Source organism: Pseudomonas sp. TWI929 (genome assembly GCF_039673335.1).
Lineage (GTDB): Bacteria > Pseudomonadota > Gammaproteobacteria > Pseudomonadales > Pseudomonadaceae > Aquipseudomonas.
In genome coordinates this window covers 170,826-190,983 of sequence record NZ_JBDJLK010000002.1, presented here as the reverse complement: position 1 = coordinate 190,983, position 20,158 = coordinate 170,826, and the positions used below count along the sequence as shown (strand labels likewise).

General features: G+C 63.0%; 19 protein-coding genes. 8 read left to right on the top strand and 11 right to left on the bottom strand.

All coding sequences use genetic code 11. The features are described 5' to 3' along the window. Positions 1-169 precede the first annotated feature (169 nt). Positions 170-1,645 (bottom strand): helicase HerA-like domain-containing protein, encoded by a 1,476-nt coding sequence (locus ABE456_RS02270; RefSeq protein WP_346642535.1) that lies wholly within the window; start codon positions 1,643-1,645, stop codon positions 170-172. 170 nt (positions 1,646-1,815) lie between these two features. Here ABE456_RS02270 and ABE456_RS02265 point away from each other — a divergent pair, with 170 nt between their 5' ends. The 4 genes from ABE456_RS02265 to ABE456_RS02250 all read left to right on the top strand — a co-directional run bounded on the left by ABE456_RS02265 (position 1,816) and on the right by ABE456_RS02250 (position 6,796). Then, on the top strand, positions 1,816-3,690 hold the full coding sequence (locus ABE456_RS02265; protein WP_346642534.1) for a methyl-accepting chemotaxis protein: 1,875 nt from the start codon (positions 1,816-1,818) through the stop codon (positions 3,688-3,690). Positions 3,691-3,928: 238 nt separating this feature from the next. Beyond that, a complete protein-coding gene (locus tag ABE456_RS02260; protein WP_346642533.1) occupies positions 3,929-5,050 on the top strand; it encodes a glycosyltransferase family 1 protein in 1,122 nt (373 codons plus the stop codon). Next, a complete protein-coding gene (locus tag ABE456_RS02255; protein WP_346642532.1) occupies positions 5,043-5,807 on the top strand; it encodes a DUF2334 domain-containing protein in 765 nt (254 codons plus the stop codon). The genes ABE456_RS02260 and ABE456_RS02255 overlap by 8 nt, the downstream gene beginning before the upstream one ends. Beyond that, complete coding sequence (locus ABE456_RS02250; protein WP_346642531.1) at positions 5,804-6,796, top strand: lysylphosphatidylglycerol synthase transmembrane domain-containing protein; 993 nt, start codon at positions 5,804-5,806, stop codon at positions 6,794-6,796. Before ABE456_RS02255 ends, ABE456_RS02250 begins: the two co-directional genes overlap by 4 nt. A gap of 306 nt (positions 6,797-7,102) precedes the next feature. On the opposite strand, the gene purU is transcribed toward ABE456_RS02250, so the two are convergent. After that, the gene (purU, locus tag ABE456_RS02245) at positions 7,103-7,954 is read right to left on the bottom strand and encodes a formyltetrahydrofolate deformylase (protein ID WP_346642530.1); all 852 of its coding nucleotides are present in this window, start codon (positions 7,952-7,954) and stop codon (positions 7,103-7,105) included. A gap of 283 nt (positions 7,955-8,237) precedes the next feature. Here purU and mvaT point away from each other — a divergent pair, with 283 nt between their 5' ends. Then, entirely contained in the window at positions 8,238-8,615 is a 378-nt protein-coding gene (gene mvaT / locus ABE456_RS02240; RefSeq protein WP_346642529.1) for a histone-like nucleoid-structuring protein MvaT, read from the top strand. A 73-nt stretch (positions 8,616-8,688) separates the two neighbouring features. Here the strand turns inward: mvaT and sbcB are convergent, their stop codons facing one another. The 3 genes from sbcB to ABE456_RS02225 form a co-directional block, all read right to left on the bottom strand. Then, positions 8,689-10,122 carry an exodeoxyribonuclease I gene (gene sbcB, locus ABE456_RS02235; protein ID WP_346642528.1) on the bottom strand — a complete coding sequence of 478 codons (1,434 nt, stop codon included), beginning with the start codon at positions 10,120-10,122 and terminating at the stop codon, positions 8,689-8,691. 57 nt (positions 10,123-10,179) lie between these two features. Then, a complete protein-coding gene (locus ABE456_RS02230; protein ID WP_346642527.1) occupies positions 10,180-10,539 on the bottom strand; it encodes a PilZ domain-containing protein in 360 nt (119 codons plus the stop codon). 123 nt (positions 10,540-10,662) lie between these two features. Next, positions 10,663-11,049, bottom strand: a complete 387-nt coding sequence (locus ABE456_RS02225) for a tetratricopeptide repeat protein (protein WP_346642526.1) — start codon at positions 11,047-11,049, stop codon at positions 10,663-10,665. 179 nt (positions 11,050-11,228) lie between these two features. Here ABE456_RS02225 and pyk point away from each other — a divergent pair, with 179 nt between their 5' ends. Continuing rightward, positions 11,229-12,683 (top strand): pyruvate kinase, encoded by a 1,455-nt coding sequence (gene pyk, locus ABE456_RS02220; protein ID WP_110635940.1) that lies wholly within the window; start codon positions 11,229-11,231, stop codon positions 12,681-12,683. 131 nt (positions 12,684-12,814) lie between these two features. Here the strand turns inward: pyk and ABE456_RS02215 are convergent, their stop codons facing one another. Then, complete coding sequence (locus tag ABE456_RS02215; RefSeq protein ID WP_346642525.1) at positions 12,815-13,735, bottom strand: iron-sulfur-binding ferredoxin reductase; 921 nt, start codon at positions 13,733-13,735, stop codon at positions 12,815-12,817. Positions 13,736-14,014: 279 nt separating this feature from the next. On the opposite strand from ABE456_RS02215, the gene ABE456_RS02210 reads away from it, so the two are divergent. After that, a complete protein-coding gene (locus ABE456_RS02210; protein ID WP_346642524.1) occupies positions 14,015-15,538 on the top strand; it encodes a fumarate hydratase in 1,524 nt (507 codons plus the stop codon). Positions 15,539-15,657: 119 nt separating this feature from the next. Here the strand turns inward: ABE456_RS02210 and ABE456_RS02205 are convergent, their stop codons facing one another. After that, a complete protein-coding gene (locus ABE456_RS02205) occupies positions 15,658-16,530 on the bottom strand; it encodes a carbon-nitrogen hydrolase family protein (protein ID WP_346642523.1) in 873 nt (290 codons plus the stop codon). Further along, positions 16,527-17,117, bottom strand: coding sequence for a GNAT family N-acetyltransferase (locus ABE456_RS02200; protein ID WP_346642522.1), 591 nt, complete (start codon positions 17,115-17,117; stop codon positions 16,527-16,529). The genes ABE456_RS02205 and ABE456_RS02200 overlap by 4 nt, the downstream gene beginning before the upstream one ends. 115 nt (positions 17,118-17,232) lie before the next feature. Between ABE456_RS02200 and ABE456_RS02195 the strand changes: the two genes are divergently transcribed. Continuing rightward, positions 17,233-17,631 (top strand): nuclear transport factor 2 family protein, encoded by a 399-nt coding sequence (locus ABE456_RS02195; protein WP_346642521.1) that lies wholly within the window; start codon positions 17,233-17,235, stop codon positions 17,629-17,631. 124 nt (positions 17,632-17,755) lie between these two features. Here ABE456_RS02195 and ABE456_RS02190 read toward each other — a convergent pair whose 3' ends face one another. The 3 genes from ABE456_RS02190 to ABE456_RS02180 are packed head-to-tail and all read right to left on the bottom strand — an operon-like array spanning position 17,756 to position 20,126. Further along, positions 17,756-18,334 (bottom strand): DJ-1/PfpI family protein, encoded by a 579-nt coding sequence (locus tag ABE456_RS02190; protein WP_346642520.1) that lies wholly within the window; start codon positions 18,332-18,334, stop codon positions 17,756-17,758. A 51-nt stretch (positions 18,335-18,385) separates the two neighbouring features. Next, positions 18,386-19,543, bottom strand: coding sequence for a phosphatidylserine/phosphatidylglycerophosphate/cardiolipin synthase family protein (locus ABE456_RS02185; RefSeq protein ID WP_346642519.1), 1,158 nt, complete (start codon positions 19,541-19,543; stop codon positions 18,386-18,388). Position 19,544: 1 nt separating this feature from the next. Beyond that, a complete protein-coding gene (locus ABE456_RS02180) occupies positions 19,545-20,126 on the bottom strand; it encodes a YceI family protein (protein WP_346642518.1) in 582 nt (193 codons plus the stop codon). Between the last annotated feature and the right edge of the window lie 32 nt (positions 20,127-20,158).

Here is a 20,158-nt window from a genome sequence, read left to right as displayed (position 1 = left end):
GGCTGCGGGACTCTCCTTGTATGTAGGCCATAACGAAAAATGCTCCGTATCTTTCGATACGGAGCATTCTCTTAAAGGGCCGGGCAGATTGCTAGGTTTTCACACAGTCTGTTCGGGCGCCTTTTTTGTGCCTGACGCGATCCCCTTGTAGGAGCGGCCTTCAGGCTGGCTACTTTTTCTTGCCCCCCAACAACGACCCCATCAAACCGCGCACCAACTGCCGCCCCAACTGGTTGGCCGCCTGGCGCACCGCCGACTTGATCGCCTGCCCCGCCGCACTCTGCAAGAAATCACCCGCCTTGTCGGCAAAGCTGTCTTCATCCGCCTTTGGTTGCGGCGCCGGCTCCACCGCCTCGCCTTTACGCATGGTCAGCATTTCATAGGCCGACTCACGGTCCACCGGTTTGTCATAGCGCCCCGCCAACGGCGAGGCGGCAATCAACGCACTACGCTCAGCCGCACTCAACGGCCCGATACGTGACTGTGGTGGCGCAACCTGCACCCGCTGCACCATGGCCGGCGTGCCCTTCTCTTCCAGCGTACCGACCAGTGCCTCGCCAATCCCCAGTTCGGTCAGCACCGCCAGGGTGTCGAACGCCGGGTTGGGGCGGAAGCCATCGGCCACCGCCCGCAGCGATTTCTGCTCCTTGGCGGTAAACGCCCGCAAGCCGTGCTGAATGCGCAGGCCCAACTGCGCCAGCACCGCATCGGGCAAGTCTCCTGGCGACTGGGTAACGAAGTACACCCCCACGCCCTTGGATCGGATCAGCCGCACCACCTGTTCCAGGCGGTCCTGCAACGCCTTGGGTGTGCCGTTGAACAGCAAGTGCGCTTCATCGAAGAACAAGGCCAGCACTGGCTTGTCGGCATCGCCACGCTCGGGTAACTGCTCAAACAGTTCAGCCAGCAGCCACAGCAAGAAGGTCGCATACACCTTGGGTGCCTCATGCACCAGCCGGCTGGCATCGAGCAGGTGAATACGGCCACGGCCATCCGGGTCCGGGCGCAGCAGGTCCTCCAGCTGCAATGCCGGCTCGCCGAACAGCGCCTCGGCGCCCTGCTGCTCCAGGGTCGCCAGCCGGCGCAGCAAGGCCTGGGTGGAGGCCGTAGTCATCAGCGCGCTGTCTTCACCCAGCAATTGCGGGTTGTCCTTCAGGTGCGCGAGCAGGGCCTTGAGGTCCTTGAGGTCGAGCAGCAACAGGCCTTCACGGTCGGCCACCTTGAACGCCGCGTACAGCGCCGCCTGTTGGCTATCGGTCAGCTCCAGCAAGTTGCCCAGCAACAGCGGCCCCATTTCACTGAGCGTGGTGCGCAGTGGGTGGCCGGCTTGCCCGGCGATATCCCATAGGCTTACCGGGTAGGCCCGGGGCGCGTGCCCCAGCCAGGGCATGCTGGCAATACGCTCGGCCACCTTGCCCTGCGGTGCACCAGCAGCACCCAAGCCACACAGGTCGCCTTTGACATCGGCCGCGAACACGGCCACCCCCGCATCGCTGAACGCTTCCGCCAGGTGCTGCAGGGTGACGGTCTTGCCAGTACCCGTCGCGCCCGCTACCAGGCCATGGCGGTTGGCCAGCCGCATTGCTTGCCCCACAGGCTGGCCATCCGGGCCTGCACCTACAACGATGGTCGAAGATTCCGACATCTCTTTAATCCTCTGCTCAAGCTTTAGCTTAATTCGGCCGATACCTTTGGGTGATATTCGCCTTAATAGAGAGGAACAACCGAAAAGGGACTTTTCGGGATGTTGCACAGCCTTGCGGCTCCACTCGTGCGAACGCCTGATATAAAACCTTAGCGGAACCGATTAACGCCATGAACAAAAGCCTTCGTTTCAGCCACAAGATTCTTTTGGCGGCATCACTGATCGTGATACTCGCCTTCAGCCTTTTCACCCTCTACAACGATTACCTCCAGCGTAATGCGATCCGCGAGGACCTGGAAAACTATCTGGCTGAAATGGGCACCTCCACTTCGACCAACATCCGCAACCTGTTCGAAGGGCGTATCAAACTGGTGGAAAACCTGGCGCAGAACATTGCCCAGAACCCAGCCAACGCTGAAACCCTGATGGGCCAGAATGCGCTGATCTCCAGCTTCCTCACTGTTTACCTGGGCAAGGTCGATGGCGGTTTCAGCGTGCGCCCTGACTCGAAAATGCCCGACGGCTATGACCCGCGCACTCGCCCCTGGTACAAAGATGGCATGAATGCCAACGGGGCGATCCTGACCGAGCCGTACATCGACATGACCACCAACAAGATGGTCATCGGCATCCTCAGCAAGGTGAACAGCAGTGTTGGCGTGGTGGGTGGCGACCTGGCCCTGGACGGCCTGGTGCAGATCATCAACTCGCTGAATTTCGGCGGCATGGGCTACGCCTTCCTGGTCAACGACCAGGGCAAGATCCTGGTGCACCCGGACAAAGACCTGGTGATGAAGTCGCTGTCGGACCTGTTCCCGCAGCACACACCGAAGCTGACCAGCGAGCTGACCGAAGTGCAGAGCGATGGCCAGGCCCGCCTGCTGACCTTCACCCCGATCACCGGCCTGCCGTCGGCCAATTGGTACATCGGCCTGTCTGTGGACAAGGACAAGGCCTTCTCGATGCTCAGCACCTTCCGCACTTCGGCGGTGATCGCCACGGTCGTGGCGGTGGTGATCATCATCGGCCTGCTCGGCCTGCTGATCCGCGTGCTGATGCAGCCACTGCACACCATGACCCGCGCCATGGAAGACATCGCCGAAGGTGAAGGCGACCTGACCAAGCGCCTGCGCATCCACAACCACGACGAGTTCGGTATCCTGGGCAGCGCCTTCAACCGTTTCGTCGAGCGCATTCACAGCTCGATCCGCGAAGTGTCCTCGGCCACCGAGCAGGTCAATGAAGTGGCCCTGCGGGTCATCAGCGCCTCGAACTCGTCAATGACCAACTCTGACGAGCAGTCCAACCGCACCAACAGCGTGGCCGCCGCCATCAACGAACTGGGCGCCGCTGCCCAGGAAATCGCCGGCAACGCCGCCCAGGCATCGCAGCATGCCAGCTCCGCGCGCTTGCTGGCTGAAGAAGGGCAGCAAGTGGTCGAGCGCAACATTGCCGCGATGAACCGCCTGTCCGACCTGATTGTCACCTCCAGCGCGCACATCGAGACGCTGAACAACAAGACCGTCAACATCGGCCAGATCCTTGAGGTGATTACCAGTATTTCCCAGCAAACCAACTTGCTGGCGCTGAACGCCGCCATCGAAGCGGCACGTGCAGGTGAAGCCGGGCGTGGTTTTGCCGTGGTTGCCGATGAAGTGCGCAACCTGGCGCACCGCACCCAGGAGTCGGCGCAGCAGGTACAGACCATGATCGAAGAACTGCAGGTTGGTGCCCGCGAATCGGTCGAGACCATGGACCAGAGCCAGCGCCACAGCCAGGACAGCGTGCAGATCGCCAACCAGGCCGGCGAGCGGCTGGACAGCGTTACCGTGCGCATCGGCGAGATCGACGGCATGAACCAGTCGGTGGCCACCGCCACCGAAGAGCAGACCGCCGTGGTCGAAGCGATCAACATGGACATCAACGAGATCAACATGCTCAACCAGGAAGGTGTGGAGAACCTGCAGGCCACCCTGCGCGCGTGCTCCGACCTTGAGCAGCAGGCCGGGCGCCTGAAGCACCTGGTGGGCAGCTTCCGCATCTAAGAACAGACCGCGCCGCCTGCTTCGCGGGCTCGCCCGCTCCCACAGGGACCGCACAAGCCTGAAGCTTTGCGCCCTACCTGTGGGAACGGGCAAGCCCGCGAAAAAGCCCACACCGATCCCCCGCCCTGCCCCGCCCAACCCCGATCGAACAAACTATCCTTCATAAAGGTCAACCTTTAGGCGCGTCATCGCCGGCAATCCAGCGCCGGATGACGAACCCGAAGACGATCCCGGAGGGATGCTGATCGTGCACATCGCCGACATCACCATGTTCTACGCCCCGGCCAGCGGCGGCGTACGTACTTATCTTGATGCCAAACACCGCCGCCTAGACGCCATCCACGGTGTACGCCACAGCCTGTTGATTCCCGGTGCCAGCGCGCAGAACGCCGACGGCATCTACCAGGTACCCGCCCCCCCATTGCCGTTTGGCAACGGTTACCGCTTTCCGGTACGCCTGGCCCCCTGGTGCAAGACGCTGCGCACGCTCAAACCCGACCTGATCGAAGTCGGTGACCCCTACCTGACCGCCTGGGCGGCGTTGGAGGCGCGGCGTCAGCTCGATGTACCCGTGATCGGTTTCTACCACTCCGACCTGCCTTTGCTGGTGAGCAACCGTATGGGCAACTGGTTCACGCCCAATGTAGAGGCCTATGTCAGCAAGCTCTACGGCAACTTCGACCGGGTACTGGCCCCCAGCCAGGTCATGGCCGACAAGCTGCGCCGCCTGGGTATAGGTGACGTGCACGTACAGCGCCTGGGCGTGGACCTGGCCACCTTCAACCCAGAACAACGCGACCCGCACCTGCGCGCCGAACTGGGCATTGCCGACACCAGCCGCCTGTTGATCTACGCGGGCCGCGGCTCGCGGGAGAAGAACCTGCCGGTGCTGCTCGACTGCATGCAGCTGCTGGGCCGCGCCTACCACCTGCTGCTGGTAGGTTCGAACATGCCGGCCAATGTGCCGCCCAACGTCAGCGTGATTGACCATTTCTGCCCCGCGCCGGAAGTCGCCCGGCTGATGGCCAGCGCCGACCTGCTGGTGCACGCCGGCGACCAGGAAACCTTCGGCCTGGTCATTCTCGAGGCCATGGCCAGCGCCACACCGGTGGTGGCCGTACGCGCCGGTGCTTTTGGTGAAATCGTCAACGACCAGTGCGGGCGCCTGTGCCGCCCCAACGATGGCCAGGCCATGGCGACGGCCGTGCGCGAGGTATTCGAGGCAGGCATACGCAAACTCGGGGCGCAGGCCCGCCGCCATGTGGAGCAGCATTATTCGTGGGACCACGTAGTGACCGGGCTGCTGCAGCATTACCAGGCAGTGCTCGGCCACCAGCCGCAGGTACGCGCCCATGGCTGAGCCACTGCCAGCATCGCGCAGCCTGATGCTGGTGCTGCACGATATCGCGCCCGAGACCTGGCCAGACTACCAACCCTTCGTCCAGGCCATCGACGCCATCGGCGGCATCCCCATGACCTGGCTGGTGGTGCCGGACTTTCACCACTGCAACCCGCTGCAACGCTCGCCTACCTTTTGTCGCCTGCTGGAACGGCGCCTGGCCCAGGGTGACGAACTGGCCCTGCATGGCTACTACCATGCCGACAACGGCCCACCACCGCGTTCGCCAGGTGAATACTTCATGCGCCGCATCTACACCCACGAAGGCGAGTTCTACGCCCTCGACCAGCAGCAGGCGTTGCAGCGCCTGGAGAGCGGCCTGGCGCTGTTCGATCGCCAGGGCTGGCCGGTGGCCGGCTTCGTCGCGCCCGCCTGGTTGATGAGCGAAGGCACCCGCCAGGCGTTGCGCCACCTGCCCCTGCGCTACACCAGCACGCCGCAGCACCTGTACCGCCTGCCAGACTTCAACGCAATCGAGGCCCCGGGGCTGGTGTGGAGTGCCCGCAGTGCCTGGCGCCGCAGCCTGTCCAAGGTGCTCTGCGACTGGCAGTGCCGGCGCTGGCGCGACGCCGACACCCTGCGCCTGGGCCTGCACCCGGTGGACATGCGCCATCGCGCGTCCCGCGACTATTGGCTGAACACCTTGTGTAGCCTGCTGGCACAAGGCCGCGAGCCACTGACCAAGTCGGCCTGGCTGGACCGCAAGGCCAACGCATGAACCGCCTGGCCTGGCTCGGCCTGGCACTGCTCGCCGCCGTGCTGGTGCCGACCTTGCTCGGTGGCAGTGAGCTGCTGCCGAGGCTGCAGCGCTTTGACCCGAGCCTGATGCTAACCCTGTTGGGCATGATCCTGCTGTGCTGGGTCATCAACGCCATTCGCCTGCGCCTGTTGCTCGGCCAGCATGGTGCAAGGCTTGGGCGCATGCGCAGCCTGGGCGTGGTGATGGCCACCGAGTTCGCCATCTGCACCACCCCCGGCGGCAGTGGCGGGCCGCTGACACTGATGGCCCTGCTGGCCCGCGAGCGCATCGGCCCGGCACGCAGCGGCGCCGTGTTTGCCATGGACCAATTGAACGACCTGCTGTTCTTCTTCTGCGCCATGCTGGCGATTGCCGGCTATGCGCTGTTCCACAGCCTGGGGCGCAACCAGGAAGGCATGCTGCTGGGCAGTGCGTTACTGCTGTGCACGGCACTGGCCGGGGTGGTCGGGCTACTGCGCTACCGGCGCACGGTGATGCGCGTCAACGGCAAGCTACTGTGGCGCCTGGGCATCAGCCAGCAACGCCAGCGCCGCTGGGCGCGCAAACTGCTGCACTTCATCGACGCACTGGCGCAGACCTGGCGCTTGCCCAAACGTACGCTGACCCTGGTGTTCACCCTTACCTGCGTGCACTGGAGCCTGCGCTACAGCGTGCTGTACCTGGTATTGAGAGGGTTGGGGGTGGACCTGGCATGGATCCCAAGCTTTCTGGTGCAAATGCTGTCGCTCAGTGCCGGCCAGTTCAGCCTGCTACCGGGCGGCGCCGGTGCTGCCGAGCTGACTTCGGCCAGCCTGCTGACGCCATTGGTGGGCAGTTCGACCGCGGCTGCGGCGATCCTGATATGGCGGGCGGTTACTTACTACTTTTATTTGCTGGCGGGTGGGCCGGTGTTTGTGTGCCTGCTGGCGCGTCCTTTGCTGGAGCGCTGGCGGCGGCAGGCGGGTTGAGTTGCTGCCAGAGTTCGGCGGCGCCAGGGAAGTCGGTGCCGTCGGTGTCATCCAGGGCTTCAGGGTCGTAGCGGGCCAGGCAACCTTCGCCCAGGGTGGGTGGGGGGGAAGCGGTGGGTTGGTTGCGCTGTTTGGCCATCGGTTTTCCTTTCAAGATTGCCGGGGGCGCGTTGCGCCCCATCGCGACACAAGGCCGCTCCTACACAAAGCACGGCGTACACCTTGTAGGAGCGGCCTTGCCGGGGCGCCGGACCGGTCGGATGGGCTGCGAAGCAGCCCCAAAATCTCACAGGCAACCCGACTGTATCAGTCAAACACCACAGTCTTGTTGCCATGCACAAGAACGCGGTCTTCCAGGTGATAGCGCAGGCCACGGGCCAGCACCATCTTCTCCACGTCACGACCAAAGCGAACCATGTCTTCGATGCTGTCGGCATGGCTGACACGCACCACGTCCTGCTCGATGATCGGGCCGGCGTCCAGCTCTTCAGTAACGTAGTGGCAAGTTGCGCCGATCAGCTTCACACCCCGCAGGGCAGCCTGGTGGTACGGCTTGGCACCCACGAACGATGGCAGGAAGCTGTGGTGGATGTTGATCACCTTCTCGGCATAGTCCCGGCACAGTTGTGGCGGCAGGATTTGCATGTAGCGGGCCAGCACCACCACGTCGGCGGCGTGCTCCTGCACCAGGCGCGACACTTCGGCAAAGGCCGGGGCCTTGTCCTTGGGGTCGACCGGCACATGGAAGAACGGAATACCGTGCCACTCGACCATGCTGCGCAGGTCGTTGTGGTTGGAAACCACGCAAGGGATCTCGCAGTCCAGCTCATCGGTGTGCCAGCGGTGCAGCAGGTCGGCCAGGCAATGCGACTCACGGCTGGCCATCAGCACCACGCGCTTTTTCTGCGCCGAGTCGGTAACGCGCCAGGTCATGGAAAACTCTTCGGCGATCGGCGCAAACGCCTCACGGAAGGCCTCGATACCAAACGGCAGCGATTCAGCGCGGATTTCATGACGCATGAAGAACCAACCACTCTGCTCATCCGAGTGGTGGCTGGCTTCGTTGATCCAGCCATTGTACAAGGCCAGGAAATTACTGACTTTCGCCACGATGCCAACACGGTCGGGGCAGGCGATCACCAGACGATAGGTGCGCATGAATGAGACTCCAGAACTTCGCAAAGGCGCTCATTCTAGCGGCCCGCCAGGAAAAACGCAGTATTGATCGCTGCCGCCATGGCCTGTGTAGGTCACCTTGCACTGCGTGCGCACTCTCTGACAGACATGACGAAATGCAGGGTTAAATGTAAATTTTTGTTCACGTAGAGAAATATTGTCACAGCTTAATTAACAGTTAACTGCCCAATAATATGTTTACTTGCGAGTATCGCCTGTCTATTATTGCCCCACACATTTCTGAACACGCATTAAGGAACACTCCATGTCCCTGATCAACGAGTACCGCGCCACCGAAGAGGCCATCAAGGAACTTCAAGCTCGCCTGGCCAACCTGTCGCAGGATGACAAACTGAAGAAAGAACTGGAGTTCGAAGGCAAACTGCGCACGCTGATGGGCGAGTACTCCAAATCGCTGCGCGACGTGATTGCCCTGCTCGACCCTGAGTCGAAACTGAGCAAGGCACCTCGTGGTGCGGTCAAGACTGTTGCCACCAAGCGTGCGCGCAAGGTCAAGCAATACAAGAACCCGCACAATGGTGAAGTGATCGAAACCAAAGGCGGCAACCACAAGACCCTGAAAGAGTGGAAAGCCACTTGGGGCGGCGACGTGGTTGAAAGCTGGGCTACCCTGCTGGACTGATTGTCCGCATACGCCTCTTGCTTATCGCAACAAAAACGCCGGCGCATTGCCGGCGTTTTTGTTTGCCCGGTTTTCAGTCAATTGCAAATTGTGTCTGCAATTGCCGGGCATGCAGTTGCCAAGCCTCCAGCACACGCCGGCCCGCCTCGTCGGCGCCCTCCCAGGCTTGCTGGCGCGCCTGCTCGAAGTCGCCCAGCGTATTCGGTGCGCCCCACTGCGGGTCGCTCAGGCGCTGCTGGCAGAAGCCATACCAGCGTTGCCGCTCTTCATGGGTCAAGGTCTCGGGGAAGTTACGCGCCCGATAGCGGAACAACAGTTCGGGCAAGCGCGAGTCATCGAACATCCAGTGCCCACGGCCCAACTGCGCCGGTTCCAGCACACGCACTTGCTCGCATAAGCGCCGGTCACGGTCACCCACAAAACCGTCATACAACTGTTGTTCCGGATCTTCACTCGGGGTGAAGTCTTCCTTGCCGTAGATGTGCTCCAGCTTGTCTTGCCATTGCGCCTGTTGATTGGCCAACTGCTCGCCGCGTAATTGTAACAACGTCAAGTCCAGCCCCAACCGTTGCTGATCGGCCGGGCGCAATACAGAGAGTGGCGCCAGTACCGGGCAACGATTGATCTGCACCAGTTTGAGCGGCACCGGTAATTCGCCTTCGGCCAATTCTTCGTGACGGGTATACAAACGCTGACGCAAAACTTCAGCACTTTCCCGTAGCAATGGTAGGGTTTCCTGATGCAGGTCGCACACAATCAGTGCATTGCGATTACGCGGGTGCCAGGCCAATGGCAATACGACACCCAGGTAATTACGCGCTGCCGAAAAGCGCCCGGATATATGCACCAGTGGCTGCAACAGACGGATCTGCTCCATCACTTTATGCTTGCTGCGCAACTGGAACAGCCAGTCATATAACTTGGGCTGTTTCTGCCGAATCAGACGGGCCAGGGCGATGGTTGCCCGCACGTCGGAAAGCGCTTCGTGGGCATGCCCGTGGTCTATGCCGTTGGCCTTGCTCAACAGCTCCAGGCGCAGGCTGGTGCGCCCGTCCTGCTGTGGCCATTGAATGCCGTCCGGGCGCAGCGCATAGGCCGTGCGCACGATGTCGATCAAATCCCAGCGGCTGTTGCCGCCCTGCCATTCGCGGGCATAGGGGTCGAAAAAGTTGCGGTACAAACTGTAGCGGGTCACTTCATCGTCGAAGCGCAGGGTGTTGTAGCCAGCGCCACAAGTACCCGGCTGCGCCAACTGTGCATGCACCCGGGTCATGAACTCGGCTTCGCACAGGCCCTGCTCGGCCAGCAACTGCGGGGTGATGCCTGTCACCAGGCAGGCAGCAGGGTGCGGCAGGATGTCGTCGGAGGGCCGGCAATAAAGGCTGATCGGCTCGTCGATCTCGTTGAGGTCGAAGTCTGTGCGCACACCGGCCACCTGCAGCGGCCGGTCGCAGCGCGGATTGATGCCGGTGGTTTCGTAGTCGTGCCAGAAAATGCTTGAGGTCACGGGGTCGTCCTGTATCGAGGTCGACCCGATTCTAGCGCGATTCCGGGAAACCAAGGCTCAGACGGAAGCGTTGGCGGGCCGGAAGCTGAAATAGTCGCGCAGCGAGCGGACGAAATCATCGTACTCACGCGGTGCCTGCAATAGCATGAAGCCCGAATCGTAGTGCCCTGGGGTCTGGTCTTCGCGGCACCACAGGCAGCTGGCGGTGAGGTTGACGAACTGGTGCCCGCCGCCGACCAGCGGCATGCGCAGTTGCAGTTCGTAATCGGGCCCGACCAGCACAGGCAGCTGGCTGATGACCATCAAGCCATCCTCGGAGGCATTGCCCAGCTGACCAATCTCCTGACCGGTAAAGCGGTTGAACACCTTGAGGACACAAGGCAACTGATGACGTTCGATATGGCGCTTGTTGAACATGATCGCGAGTGTATTCCGTACCTGGTGCCAGGAATACAAGGTACTGGCGGTTGTTGTAACAGCTGAGTTACAGATTAGCGCAGCGCGCGCAGCAAATCTCGTGAAATAAACCACACCTTGGTGTTAGCGCCAAGGTGCGGTCGTCACCGGGCTGGCCACGGCCGCTTCACCGCCGCGCAAATGGCCAAGTTTTTCCAGGGTCTGCAGGCGCGCCTGGGCACGATAGGCATACTCGTTGCCTGGGTACTGCTGGATCAGGTACCGGTAGGTCTGCGCGGCATCCACGTATAGCGCCTGGCGCTCCAGGCACTGGCCACGCAGCAGCGACACTTCGGGGTGGATGAACGGCCGCGAACGGCTGGTGCGATCGACCTGCGACAGCTCGAGCATGACCCGTGAGCAGTCGCCACGGTCGTAGGCGCGATAGGCATTGTTCAGGTGGTGGTCCATGGACCAGCGGGTACAGCCGACGGCGCTGGCCGCCAGGGCTAAAACGATCAGGGCTCGCATGGGGATCTCCTTTGATGCCTGTGTATCGGCCAAAGCCGATAAATCTTCACACCCTTTTGCAAGGATACCCTGCCCGTTCAAATGCCACCCTGCCTTGGTCGCAGGTAGTGCAACGGAACAATGACTACAGCGAGATTCAGGAGTAGCCTTTCGCTGCGCTTCACTATAGGAGTCTGTGCATGAGCATCCGCCGTACCAAAATCGTCGCCACCCTTGGCCCCGCCAGCAACTCGCCGGAAGTGATCGAACAGCTGATCCTCGCCGGCCTGGACGTGGCACGCCTGAACTTCTCCCACGGCACTCCGGACGAGCACAAGGCCCGCGCGCGCCTGATCCGTGACATCGCCGCCAAGAACGGCCGCCATGTTGCATTGCTGGGCGACCTGCAGGGTCCGAAGATCCGCATCGCCAAGTTCGCCAACAAGCGCATCGAATTGAAGATTGGTGACAAGTTCACCTTCTCCACCGCCCACCCGCTGACCGAAGGCAACCAGGATATCGTCGGTATCGACTACCCCGACCTGGTCAAGGACTGCGGCGTTGGTGACGAACTGCTGCTCGACGATGGCCGCGTGGTCATGCGCGTCGAGACCGCCACCGCAGACGCCCTGCACTGCGTGGTGATCATCGGCGGCCCGCTGTCGGACCACAAAGGCATCAACCGCAAAGGTGGCGGCCTGACCGCACCGGCCCTGACCGAAAAAGACAAGGCCGACATCAAGCTGGCCGCGGAAATGGACCTGGACTACCTGGCTGTTTCGTTCCCGCGTGACGCCAGCGACATGGAATACGCGCGCAAGCTGCGTGACGAAGCCGGCGGCAGCGCCTGGCTGGTAGCCAAGATCGAACGCGCCGAAGCAGTGGCCGACGACGAGACCCTCGACAAGCTGATCCTCGCCTCCGACGCCGTCATGGTTGCCCGTGGTGACCTGGGCGTGGAAATCGGCGACGCCGAGCTGATCGCCATCCAGAAGAAGATCATCCAGCACGCTCGCCGCAACAACAAGGCGGTGATCGTGGCGACCCAGATGATGGAGTCGATGATCCAGAACCCGATGCCGACCCGTGCCGAAGTGTCCGACGTGGCCAACGCCGTGCTCGACAACACCGACGCGGTGATGCTGTCGGCCGAAAGCGCCGCCGGTTCCTACCCGATCGAAGCCGTACAGGCCATGGCCCGTATCTGCTCGGGCGCCGAGAAGCACCCGACCAGCCAGAAGTCCAGCCACCGCCTGCACACCACCTTCGAGCGCTGCGACGAAAGCATCGCCCTGGCGGCCATGTATACCGCCAACCACTTCCCGGGCGTGAAGGCGATCATCGCCCTGACCGAAAGCGGCTACACGCCGCTGATCATGTCGCGCCTGCGTTCGCATGTGCCGATCTTCGCCCTCTCGCCGCACCGCGCCACCCAGGCCCGGGCCAACATGTTCCGTGGCGTCTACCCGATTGCCTTCGACCCGGCTTCGCTGCCGGCCGACAAGGTCAGCCAGGCAGCCGTTGACGAGCTGCTCAAGCGCGGCCTGGTGGAGCAAGGTGACTGGGTGATCTTGACCAAGGGTGACAGCTACCACACCATCGGTGGCACCAACGGCATGAAGATCCTGCATGTCGGTGATCCGCTGGTCGGCTGATCTGCTCCAAAGAGGGCCGCTTTGCGGCCCTATCGCGACGCAAGGCCACTCCCACAAAGGTATGTCGTATACCGCCCGATGTAGGAGCGGCCTTGTGTCGCGATTGGAGGGCAAAGCCCTCCCCCGCTTACTCAGACATGTTCAACGAACACATCAGCAAACACCTGCCCCCGCGGCACTCCGGCAATGAACAGCCGCCGGGCAAACCGCTCGACACTCCCCGGCGCCCCGCACAACAACGCTACGGTCTGCCGTGACGAAGGCCGCAACCCGGCCAGCGCTTCATCCATCTGCTCCACCAGCACCAGCTCGACATTCACGCCTGGCAGCTTCAGCAGCGGCTCCGCCAGATAATGCCCGGCCTGACCCCGCGCCACATGCAGCACCCGAATCTCCCCCCGATGCCCCTGCCGCAAGGCCTCGCGCAAGATGCCCCACAATGGTGCCAAGCCGGTACCCGCTGCCAGCAACCACAGCGGCCGCTCCTGCCAGTCCGGGTCGTAATGCAAGGCTCCGCCCCTGAGTTCGCCCAGGCGCAACACATCACCCGGCTGCAAGCTACGGGCCTTGTCACAAAAGGCGCCGGGGCGTTGGCAGTCGATATGAAACTCGAGGAAATCGTCCTCACCCGGCAGGCTTGCCAGCGAATAAGGCCGCGCTAGCGCGCCATTCCACAGCACCACATGCTGCCCCGCCTGATAACGCATCGCCCGCTCGGGCCGCAGCCGCAGGCGCAATACATCGCCGAACCAGTCCAGTGCACCGACCTGGGCCGGCACGCCGTCCTGCTGTGGGTCGAACAGCGCCACGCGCAAATCCTCGACCACCCGGCATTGGCAGGCCAGGCGCCAGCCCTGGGCAAGCTTGTCCAGGGCCAGGGCCTCGGGCAAGGCATCCAGCGGTTGCCCGGCCAGGCAATGCACCAGGCAGGCATGGCAGCTGCCGGCGCGGCAACTGTAGGGCACATTCAGCCCGGCCTCATTCAGGGCATCGAGCAGGTTGCTGCCGGCCGGCACCGCCCAGCGGCGCTCGCCCACGCAAAGTTCGGGCATGTTCAGCTTTCTCTTCCAGCTCTTGATTGTTGGGGGGTGCTTTGCGCCCCAATCGATATTAAGGCCAATCACAAGAGCCAGCAGCAAAAAGGATGCCTGCCCCCAACCGACCATGGTCCAGACCACTCGCAGGTGTTTCACGCGGTGAGGCACGCTATACTGCCGCGCCCTTTTGCGTCGGCCATGCTGCCGGCGCGCCTTTGCAAGGCGTTTCGACATGCTGGTCGGCTCCGTCGAGCGTCTCTATGAATGTTCCCGTCTTTAAGAGGAGCGCGCTGCATGACCGTGATCAAGCAAGACGACCTGATTCAGAGCGTCGCCGACGCCCTGCAATTCATCTCGTACTACCACCCCGTCGATTTCATCCAGGCCATGCACGAGGCCTATCTGCGTGAAGAGTCGCCTGCTGCACGCGATTCCATTGCCCAGATCCTGATCAACTCGCGCATGTGCGCCACCGGCCACCGCCCGATCTGCCAGGACACCGGTATCGTTACCGTGTTCGTGCGCGTGGGCATGGACGTGCGCTGGGACGGCGCCACCCTGAGCGTCGACGACATGATCAACGAAGGTGTGCGTCGCGCCTACAACCTGCCTGAAAACGTCCTGCGCGCTTCGATCCTGGCCGACCCGGCCGGTGCCCGCAAGAACACCAAGGACAACACCCCGGCAGTGATCCACTACTCCATCGTCCCCGGCGACAAGGTCGAGGTCGATGTCGCAGCCAAGGGCGGCGGCTCGGAGAACAAGTCGAAGATGGCCATGCTCAACCCGTCCGACTCGATCGTCGACTGGGTACTGAAGACCGTGCCGACCATGGGCGCTGGCTGGTGCCCGCCTGGCATGCTCGGCATCGGCATCGGCGGTACCGCCGAGAAGGCCGCAGTAATGGCCAAGGAAGTGTTGATGGAATCCATCGACATCCATGAGCTGAAAGCCCGTGGCCCACAGAACCGCCTGGAAGAAATCCGCCTGGAGCTGTTCGACAAGGTCAACCAGCTGGGCATCGGCGCCCAGGGCCTGGGTGGCCTGACCACCGTGCTCGACGTCAAGATCATGGACTACCCGACCCACGCCGCCTCCCTGCCGGTGTGCATGATCCCCAACTGCGCTGCCACCCGCCACGCCCACTTCGTGCTCGATGGTTCCGGCCCGGCCGAGCTGGAAGCACCGTCGCTGGACGCCTACCCGGAAATCGTCTGGGAAGCCGGCCCGAGCGCCCGTCGCGTCAACCTCGACGACATCACCCCGGAAGAAGTCGCCAGCTGGAAGCCGGGCGAAACCATCCTGCTCAACGGCAAGATGCTGACCGGCCGCGATGCCGCGCACAAGCGCATGGTCGAAATGCTCAACCGTGGCGAAGAGCTGCCGGTAGACCTGAAAGGCCGCTTCATCTACTACGTTGGCCCGGTCGACCCGGTTGGTGACGAAGTGGTAGGCCCGGCTGGCCCGACCACCGCTACCCGCATGGACAAGTTCACTCGCCAGATCCTTGAGCAGACTGGCCTGCTGGGCATGATCGGCAAGTCCGAGCGCGGCCCGACCGCCATCGAAGCGATCAAGGACAACAAGGCCGTGTACCTGATGGCCGTTGGTGGCGCTGCCTACCTGGTGGCCCAGGCCATCCGCAAGTCGAAGGTCCTGGCCTTCGCCGAGCTGGGCATGGAAGCGATCTACGAGTTCGAGGTCAAGGACATGCCGGTAACCGTCGCCGTCGACAGCAACGGTGAATCGGTACACATCACTGGCCCTGCCCTGTGGCAGAGCAAGATTGCCGAGAGCCTGGCAGTCGAAGTGAAGTAAACCTGATGTAACAGTGTCGGCCCCTTCGCGGCGGTTCGACGCCTCGATGAGCCCGCTCCCACTTGGGATCGCAATCCTCCAGTGGGAGCGGGTTTACCCGCGAAGAGGCCGAACCTGTTCTACACAATTCTTTCGAACTGCTCCGGCCAGTCCCTGCGGGTAAACACCTGCCCTTCCCGCCTCACCCGCCGCACTTCCTCCAGGTCCACGTCACACACCAGCCACTGGCTAGTGGCAGGGCTCAGTTCCTCACTCAAGGCCACCACCCCATCCCCCGGCATCCCGTGATCCGGTGGCACGAACAACCCTGCCCGCCCCATGTTCTCGTCCAACGCCGGCGACCATGGCGCCAGCCCTACCGTAGGGCTCTGCAATACCGCAATCTGGTTCTCCAGCGCCCGCGCCTGGGCGCCGATACGCACCCGATGGTAGCCCGCCTCGGTATCGGTGCAGCTCGGCGCCAGGATCAGATCGGCACCCGCCTCGGCCAGGCGCCTGGCCAGCATCGGGAACTCGTTGTCGTAGCAGATCAGAATGCCCAGGCGCCCCAGCTCCGTGTCGAACACTTGCAGGCCCTGGCCTGCGGTAATCTCCCACTGCTCGCGCTCGAAACGGGTCATCATCAGCTTGTCCTGGTAGCCCAGCAGGCCCTTGGGGCCGAACAGCCAGGCACGGTTGCGGTACTGCCCATCGCCGTCCAGCACAGGCACGCTACCGGGTTGCAGGTAGATCCCCCAGCGCCTGGCAATGCTCTCGCACAGTGCCTTCCATGGCTCGATCAACGGCTGGATGCCGGCGATCGAAGCCTTCAGGTCACCCCGCTGCTCGGCACTCAACTGGCCGCTGAGCACCAGCCCGGCGTACTCCGGCAGCAACAATAGGCTGGCCCCCGCCTCCACCGCTTCGGCGCACAGGCCCTGCAGGTGGTCGGCGTAGGCATCCCAGGTTTCATGCAGCTCGATGGCGTACTGGCAGGCTGCCAGGCGGATCATATTGGCAGTTCCTTGAGCCAGAACGACATCAGCTTGTCGGAGCTTTGCGCCTCGTCCAGGTCGCGCCAGGCGAAGCTGGTGCGCAGCGACGGGTCATGCAGGAAGCCACGGTTACGCCAGAAGCCGTGCAACGGCTTGTAGTCCGCAGGCCGGCGTGGGTGCACGCCTGGCCGCTCGACCGCGCAAAACGCGCAGTAATCGAACTCGGCCAGTTTGTGCGCGTAGGACTCGCGTTCAATGAAGAAGCGCACGCCCAGGCCCTGGCCGCGGTATTCCGGCAATACCAGCGACTCACCGAAGTAATACACGCTGGCCGGGTCGCGCCCCTGCGCCAGGAACGGCTGCTGGAACTCGGGGGCAGTGTCCACCAGTGGCAGGCCGGTCGAGGCGCCAACTACCTTGCCGTCGTCCAGCGCCAGCACCACCAGGCTGCGCCCGGAGCGGGCATAGCTGGCCAGGTAGTCGGCCTCGTACTCCGGGGTGCCGTCGTAGAGGTAGGGAAACTCGCGGAACACGGTAAGGCGCAGGCGAGCGAGGTCATCGATGTAAGGCGCGATAGCGGCGCCGTGCAACAGGCGTATTTCCATGCTTGGCGGTCGTTTTGTCGATGTGGATGACGCGCTCGGCTAAGCCGGGCTTGAGGGGAAACCCTATCATCCGAGGCAACGACCCGCCTTTTCCCTACACGACAGGTATTGTTCCATGACCGCTACCGAACTGGTAAATGCTTACTACGCCGCCTTCAACGCCGGTGACATGCCAGGCTTTCTGGCGCTGCTCAGCGAGGACGTGATCCACGACATCAACCAGGGTGAGCGGCAAATGGGCAAGGCCAGGTTCGCAGCGTTCATGGACAAGATGAACCGCTGCTACCGCGAGCGCCTGGCCGATATCGTGGTGATGCAAAACGCCGATGGCAGCCGCGCGGCGGCGGAATTTACCGTGCATGGGCAGTATCTGGCCGATGACGAAGGGTTGCCGGCGGCCAATGGGCAGACCTACGTGCTACCGGCGGGGGCGTTCTTCTACATCCACTGCGGCAAGATTGCCCGGGTGACCAACTACTACAACCTCAATGACTGGGTTGAGCAGGTGGGTTAAGCCTGGTTGCGCTGTATTGCCTGCAAAGGCCCTTTCGCGGGTAAACCCGCTCCCATAGGGATTGCACAGGTTTTGGAATTTGTGGTGATCCTGTGGGAGCGGGTTCACCCGCGAAGAGGGCCGGTCAGGCAATACGGGTACCCAGCACCTTGAGGAAGGCTGCCAGCCACGCCGGGTGCGCTGGCCACGCGGGCGCGGTCACCAGGTTGCCATCCACATGCGCCTGGTCCACTGCGATATCGATGAACTTGCCACCCGCCAGGCGCACTTCCGGCGCACACGCCGGGTATGCGCTGCATTCGCGCCCTTCCAGCACGCCAGCCGCCGCCAGCAATTGTGCGCCATGGCACACCGCCGCAATCGGCTTGCCAGCCTGGTCGAACGCCCGCACCAGCTCCAGCACCTTCTCATCCAGGCGCAGGTACTCCGGTGCGCGGCCACCGGGGATCAGCAACGCGTCGTAACTCTCGGGCCGCACCCGAACAAAGTCATAATTCAGGGCAAAGTTATGCCCAGGCTTCTCGCTGTAGGTCTGTTCACCCTCGAAATCATGGATCGCCGTACGCACGGTCTGCCCCGCGACCTTTTCCGGGCACACCGCATGCACCGTATGCCCGACCATGCTCAGCGCCTGGAACGGCACCATCGCCTCGTAATCCTCGACGTAATCGCCGACCAGCATGAGAATTTTCTTCGCCGTCATCGCATCCACTCCTTCCATTGCCTGTGAACAGTCATTGCACGATAGTCGCTATCAGTCGCGGCGGTCGAGCAGGTTGACCACCAGGCGATCGAGCCACCCCCATAGCCGCTGCTTGACCCGCCGCCACAGCGGCCGGGCATGCCAGTGGGCAAGGTCGATTTCCTCGCTGAGGGCGAAGTCGCGCTCGAAACTGGCGACCACTGCAGCCGTCAAAGGCGGGTCCAGCGCCTCGATGTTGGCTTCAAGGTTGAAACGCAGGTTCCAGTGGTCGAAGTTGCACGAACCGACGCTGACCCAGTCGTCGACCACGGCCATCTTCAAGTGCAGGAAGCACGGCTGGTACTCGAAAATGCGCACCCCGGCACGCAACAACCGCGGGTAGTAACGGTGCCCGGCGTAGCGCACCGACGGGTGGTCGGTGCGCGGGCCGGTGAGCAGCAAGCGCACATCCAGGCCCTTGCTGGCGGCGCGGCGCAACGAACGGCGCACGCTCCAGGTCGGCAGAAAATACGGCGTGGCCAGCCACACGCGTTGCTTGCCACTGTTCAGCGCACGCACAAGCGCATGCAAGATGTCCTGATGCTGGCGGGCGTCGGCATAGGCTACCCGGCCCATGCCCTGCCCCTGCGCAGGCACCTTGGGCAGGCGCGGCAGGCCGAAGCCCTCGGCCGGGCGCCAGGCAGTGCGGCGGTTGTTGGCGTGCCACTGGCGGTCGAACAGCAATTGCCAGTCGTTCACCACCGGCCCCTGCATCTGCACCATCACTTCGTGCCATTCACTGGTCGCCTCACCCGGGGTCCAGAACTCGTCGGTAACCCCCGTGCCGCCTACCGCTGCCCAACGTTCATCCACCAGCAGCAGCTTGCGGTGATCGCGGTACAGGTTGCGCAGGCCGCGCTTCCAGCGCAGGCGGTTGTACCAGCGCAGGTACACACCGGCTTCCAGCAGGCGCTGGCGCAGGGCACTGTTGAAAGCCAGCGAGCCGTAGTCGTCGAACAGGCAGCGCACGCGCACGCCACGCCGGGCGGCCTGCTCCAGCGCTTCGACCACCGCCTCGGCGCAAGCACCGGCTTCGACCAGGTACAGCTCCAGGTCGACCTGGAACTCGGCGCGCATGATCGCCATGAGCATGCGCGGAAAGAACTCGGGGCCGTCGATCAGCAGTTCGAACTGGTTGCCATCCCGCCAGGGGAAGACCGGCCCCGGCATGTCAGCGGGCGGTGAAGATCAGCACCGCGCTAACCGGCACCGACGGGTTGATGGACTTCAACTTGGCAAACTTGCGCAGGCTTTCCAGCCCCGGCAGCAAACCGAAATCCCCGGCGCGCAGCACCAATGGCTCGAGGGTCACTACCTGGAAGCGCCGCGCATCCAGGCGGGTGGCCAGCAACAGGGCGTTGTAGCTGTGCGACCTGCCATGCAGGGTGACCGTTAGCGGCAGGCGCAACTCGATCTGCGCACCGTCGGCCAGGTCGTTGATCGGCCGCAGATCGATCTGCGCCTTCACTGTGGCCTCGGCGAAGCGCTCGACCTCGAACAGGTTGTCGCGCATTTGCTCGTCACGCAGCGGAATGCCGCTGCTCACCGAGTCCATCTCGATGCTCAAGCCCGCCACGCCTTTGCGGTCGACCGAGCCATGCAGCACCAGGAAGCGGTGCACTTCGGCGGTTTCACCGTTCTTGCCGGTAATGAACGACAGGCGCGACGATTCGCCATCGAGGTGCCAATTGGCGTGGGCGGGCAGGCACAAAGCCAGCAACAAGGCGGGCAACAGACGGGGCAGCTTGAACATGACAGATCTCGTGAAACCAGGCCGCCAACCTT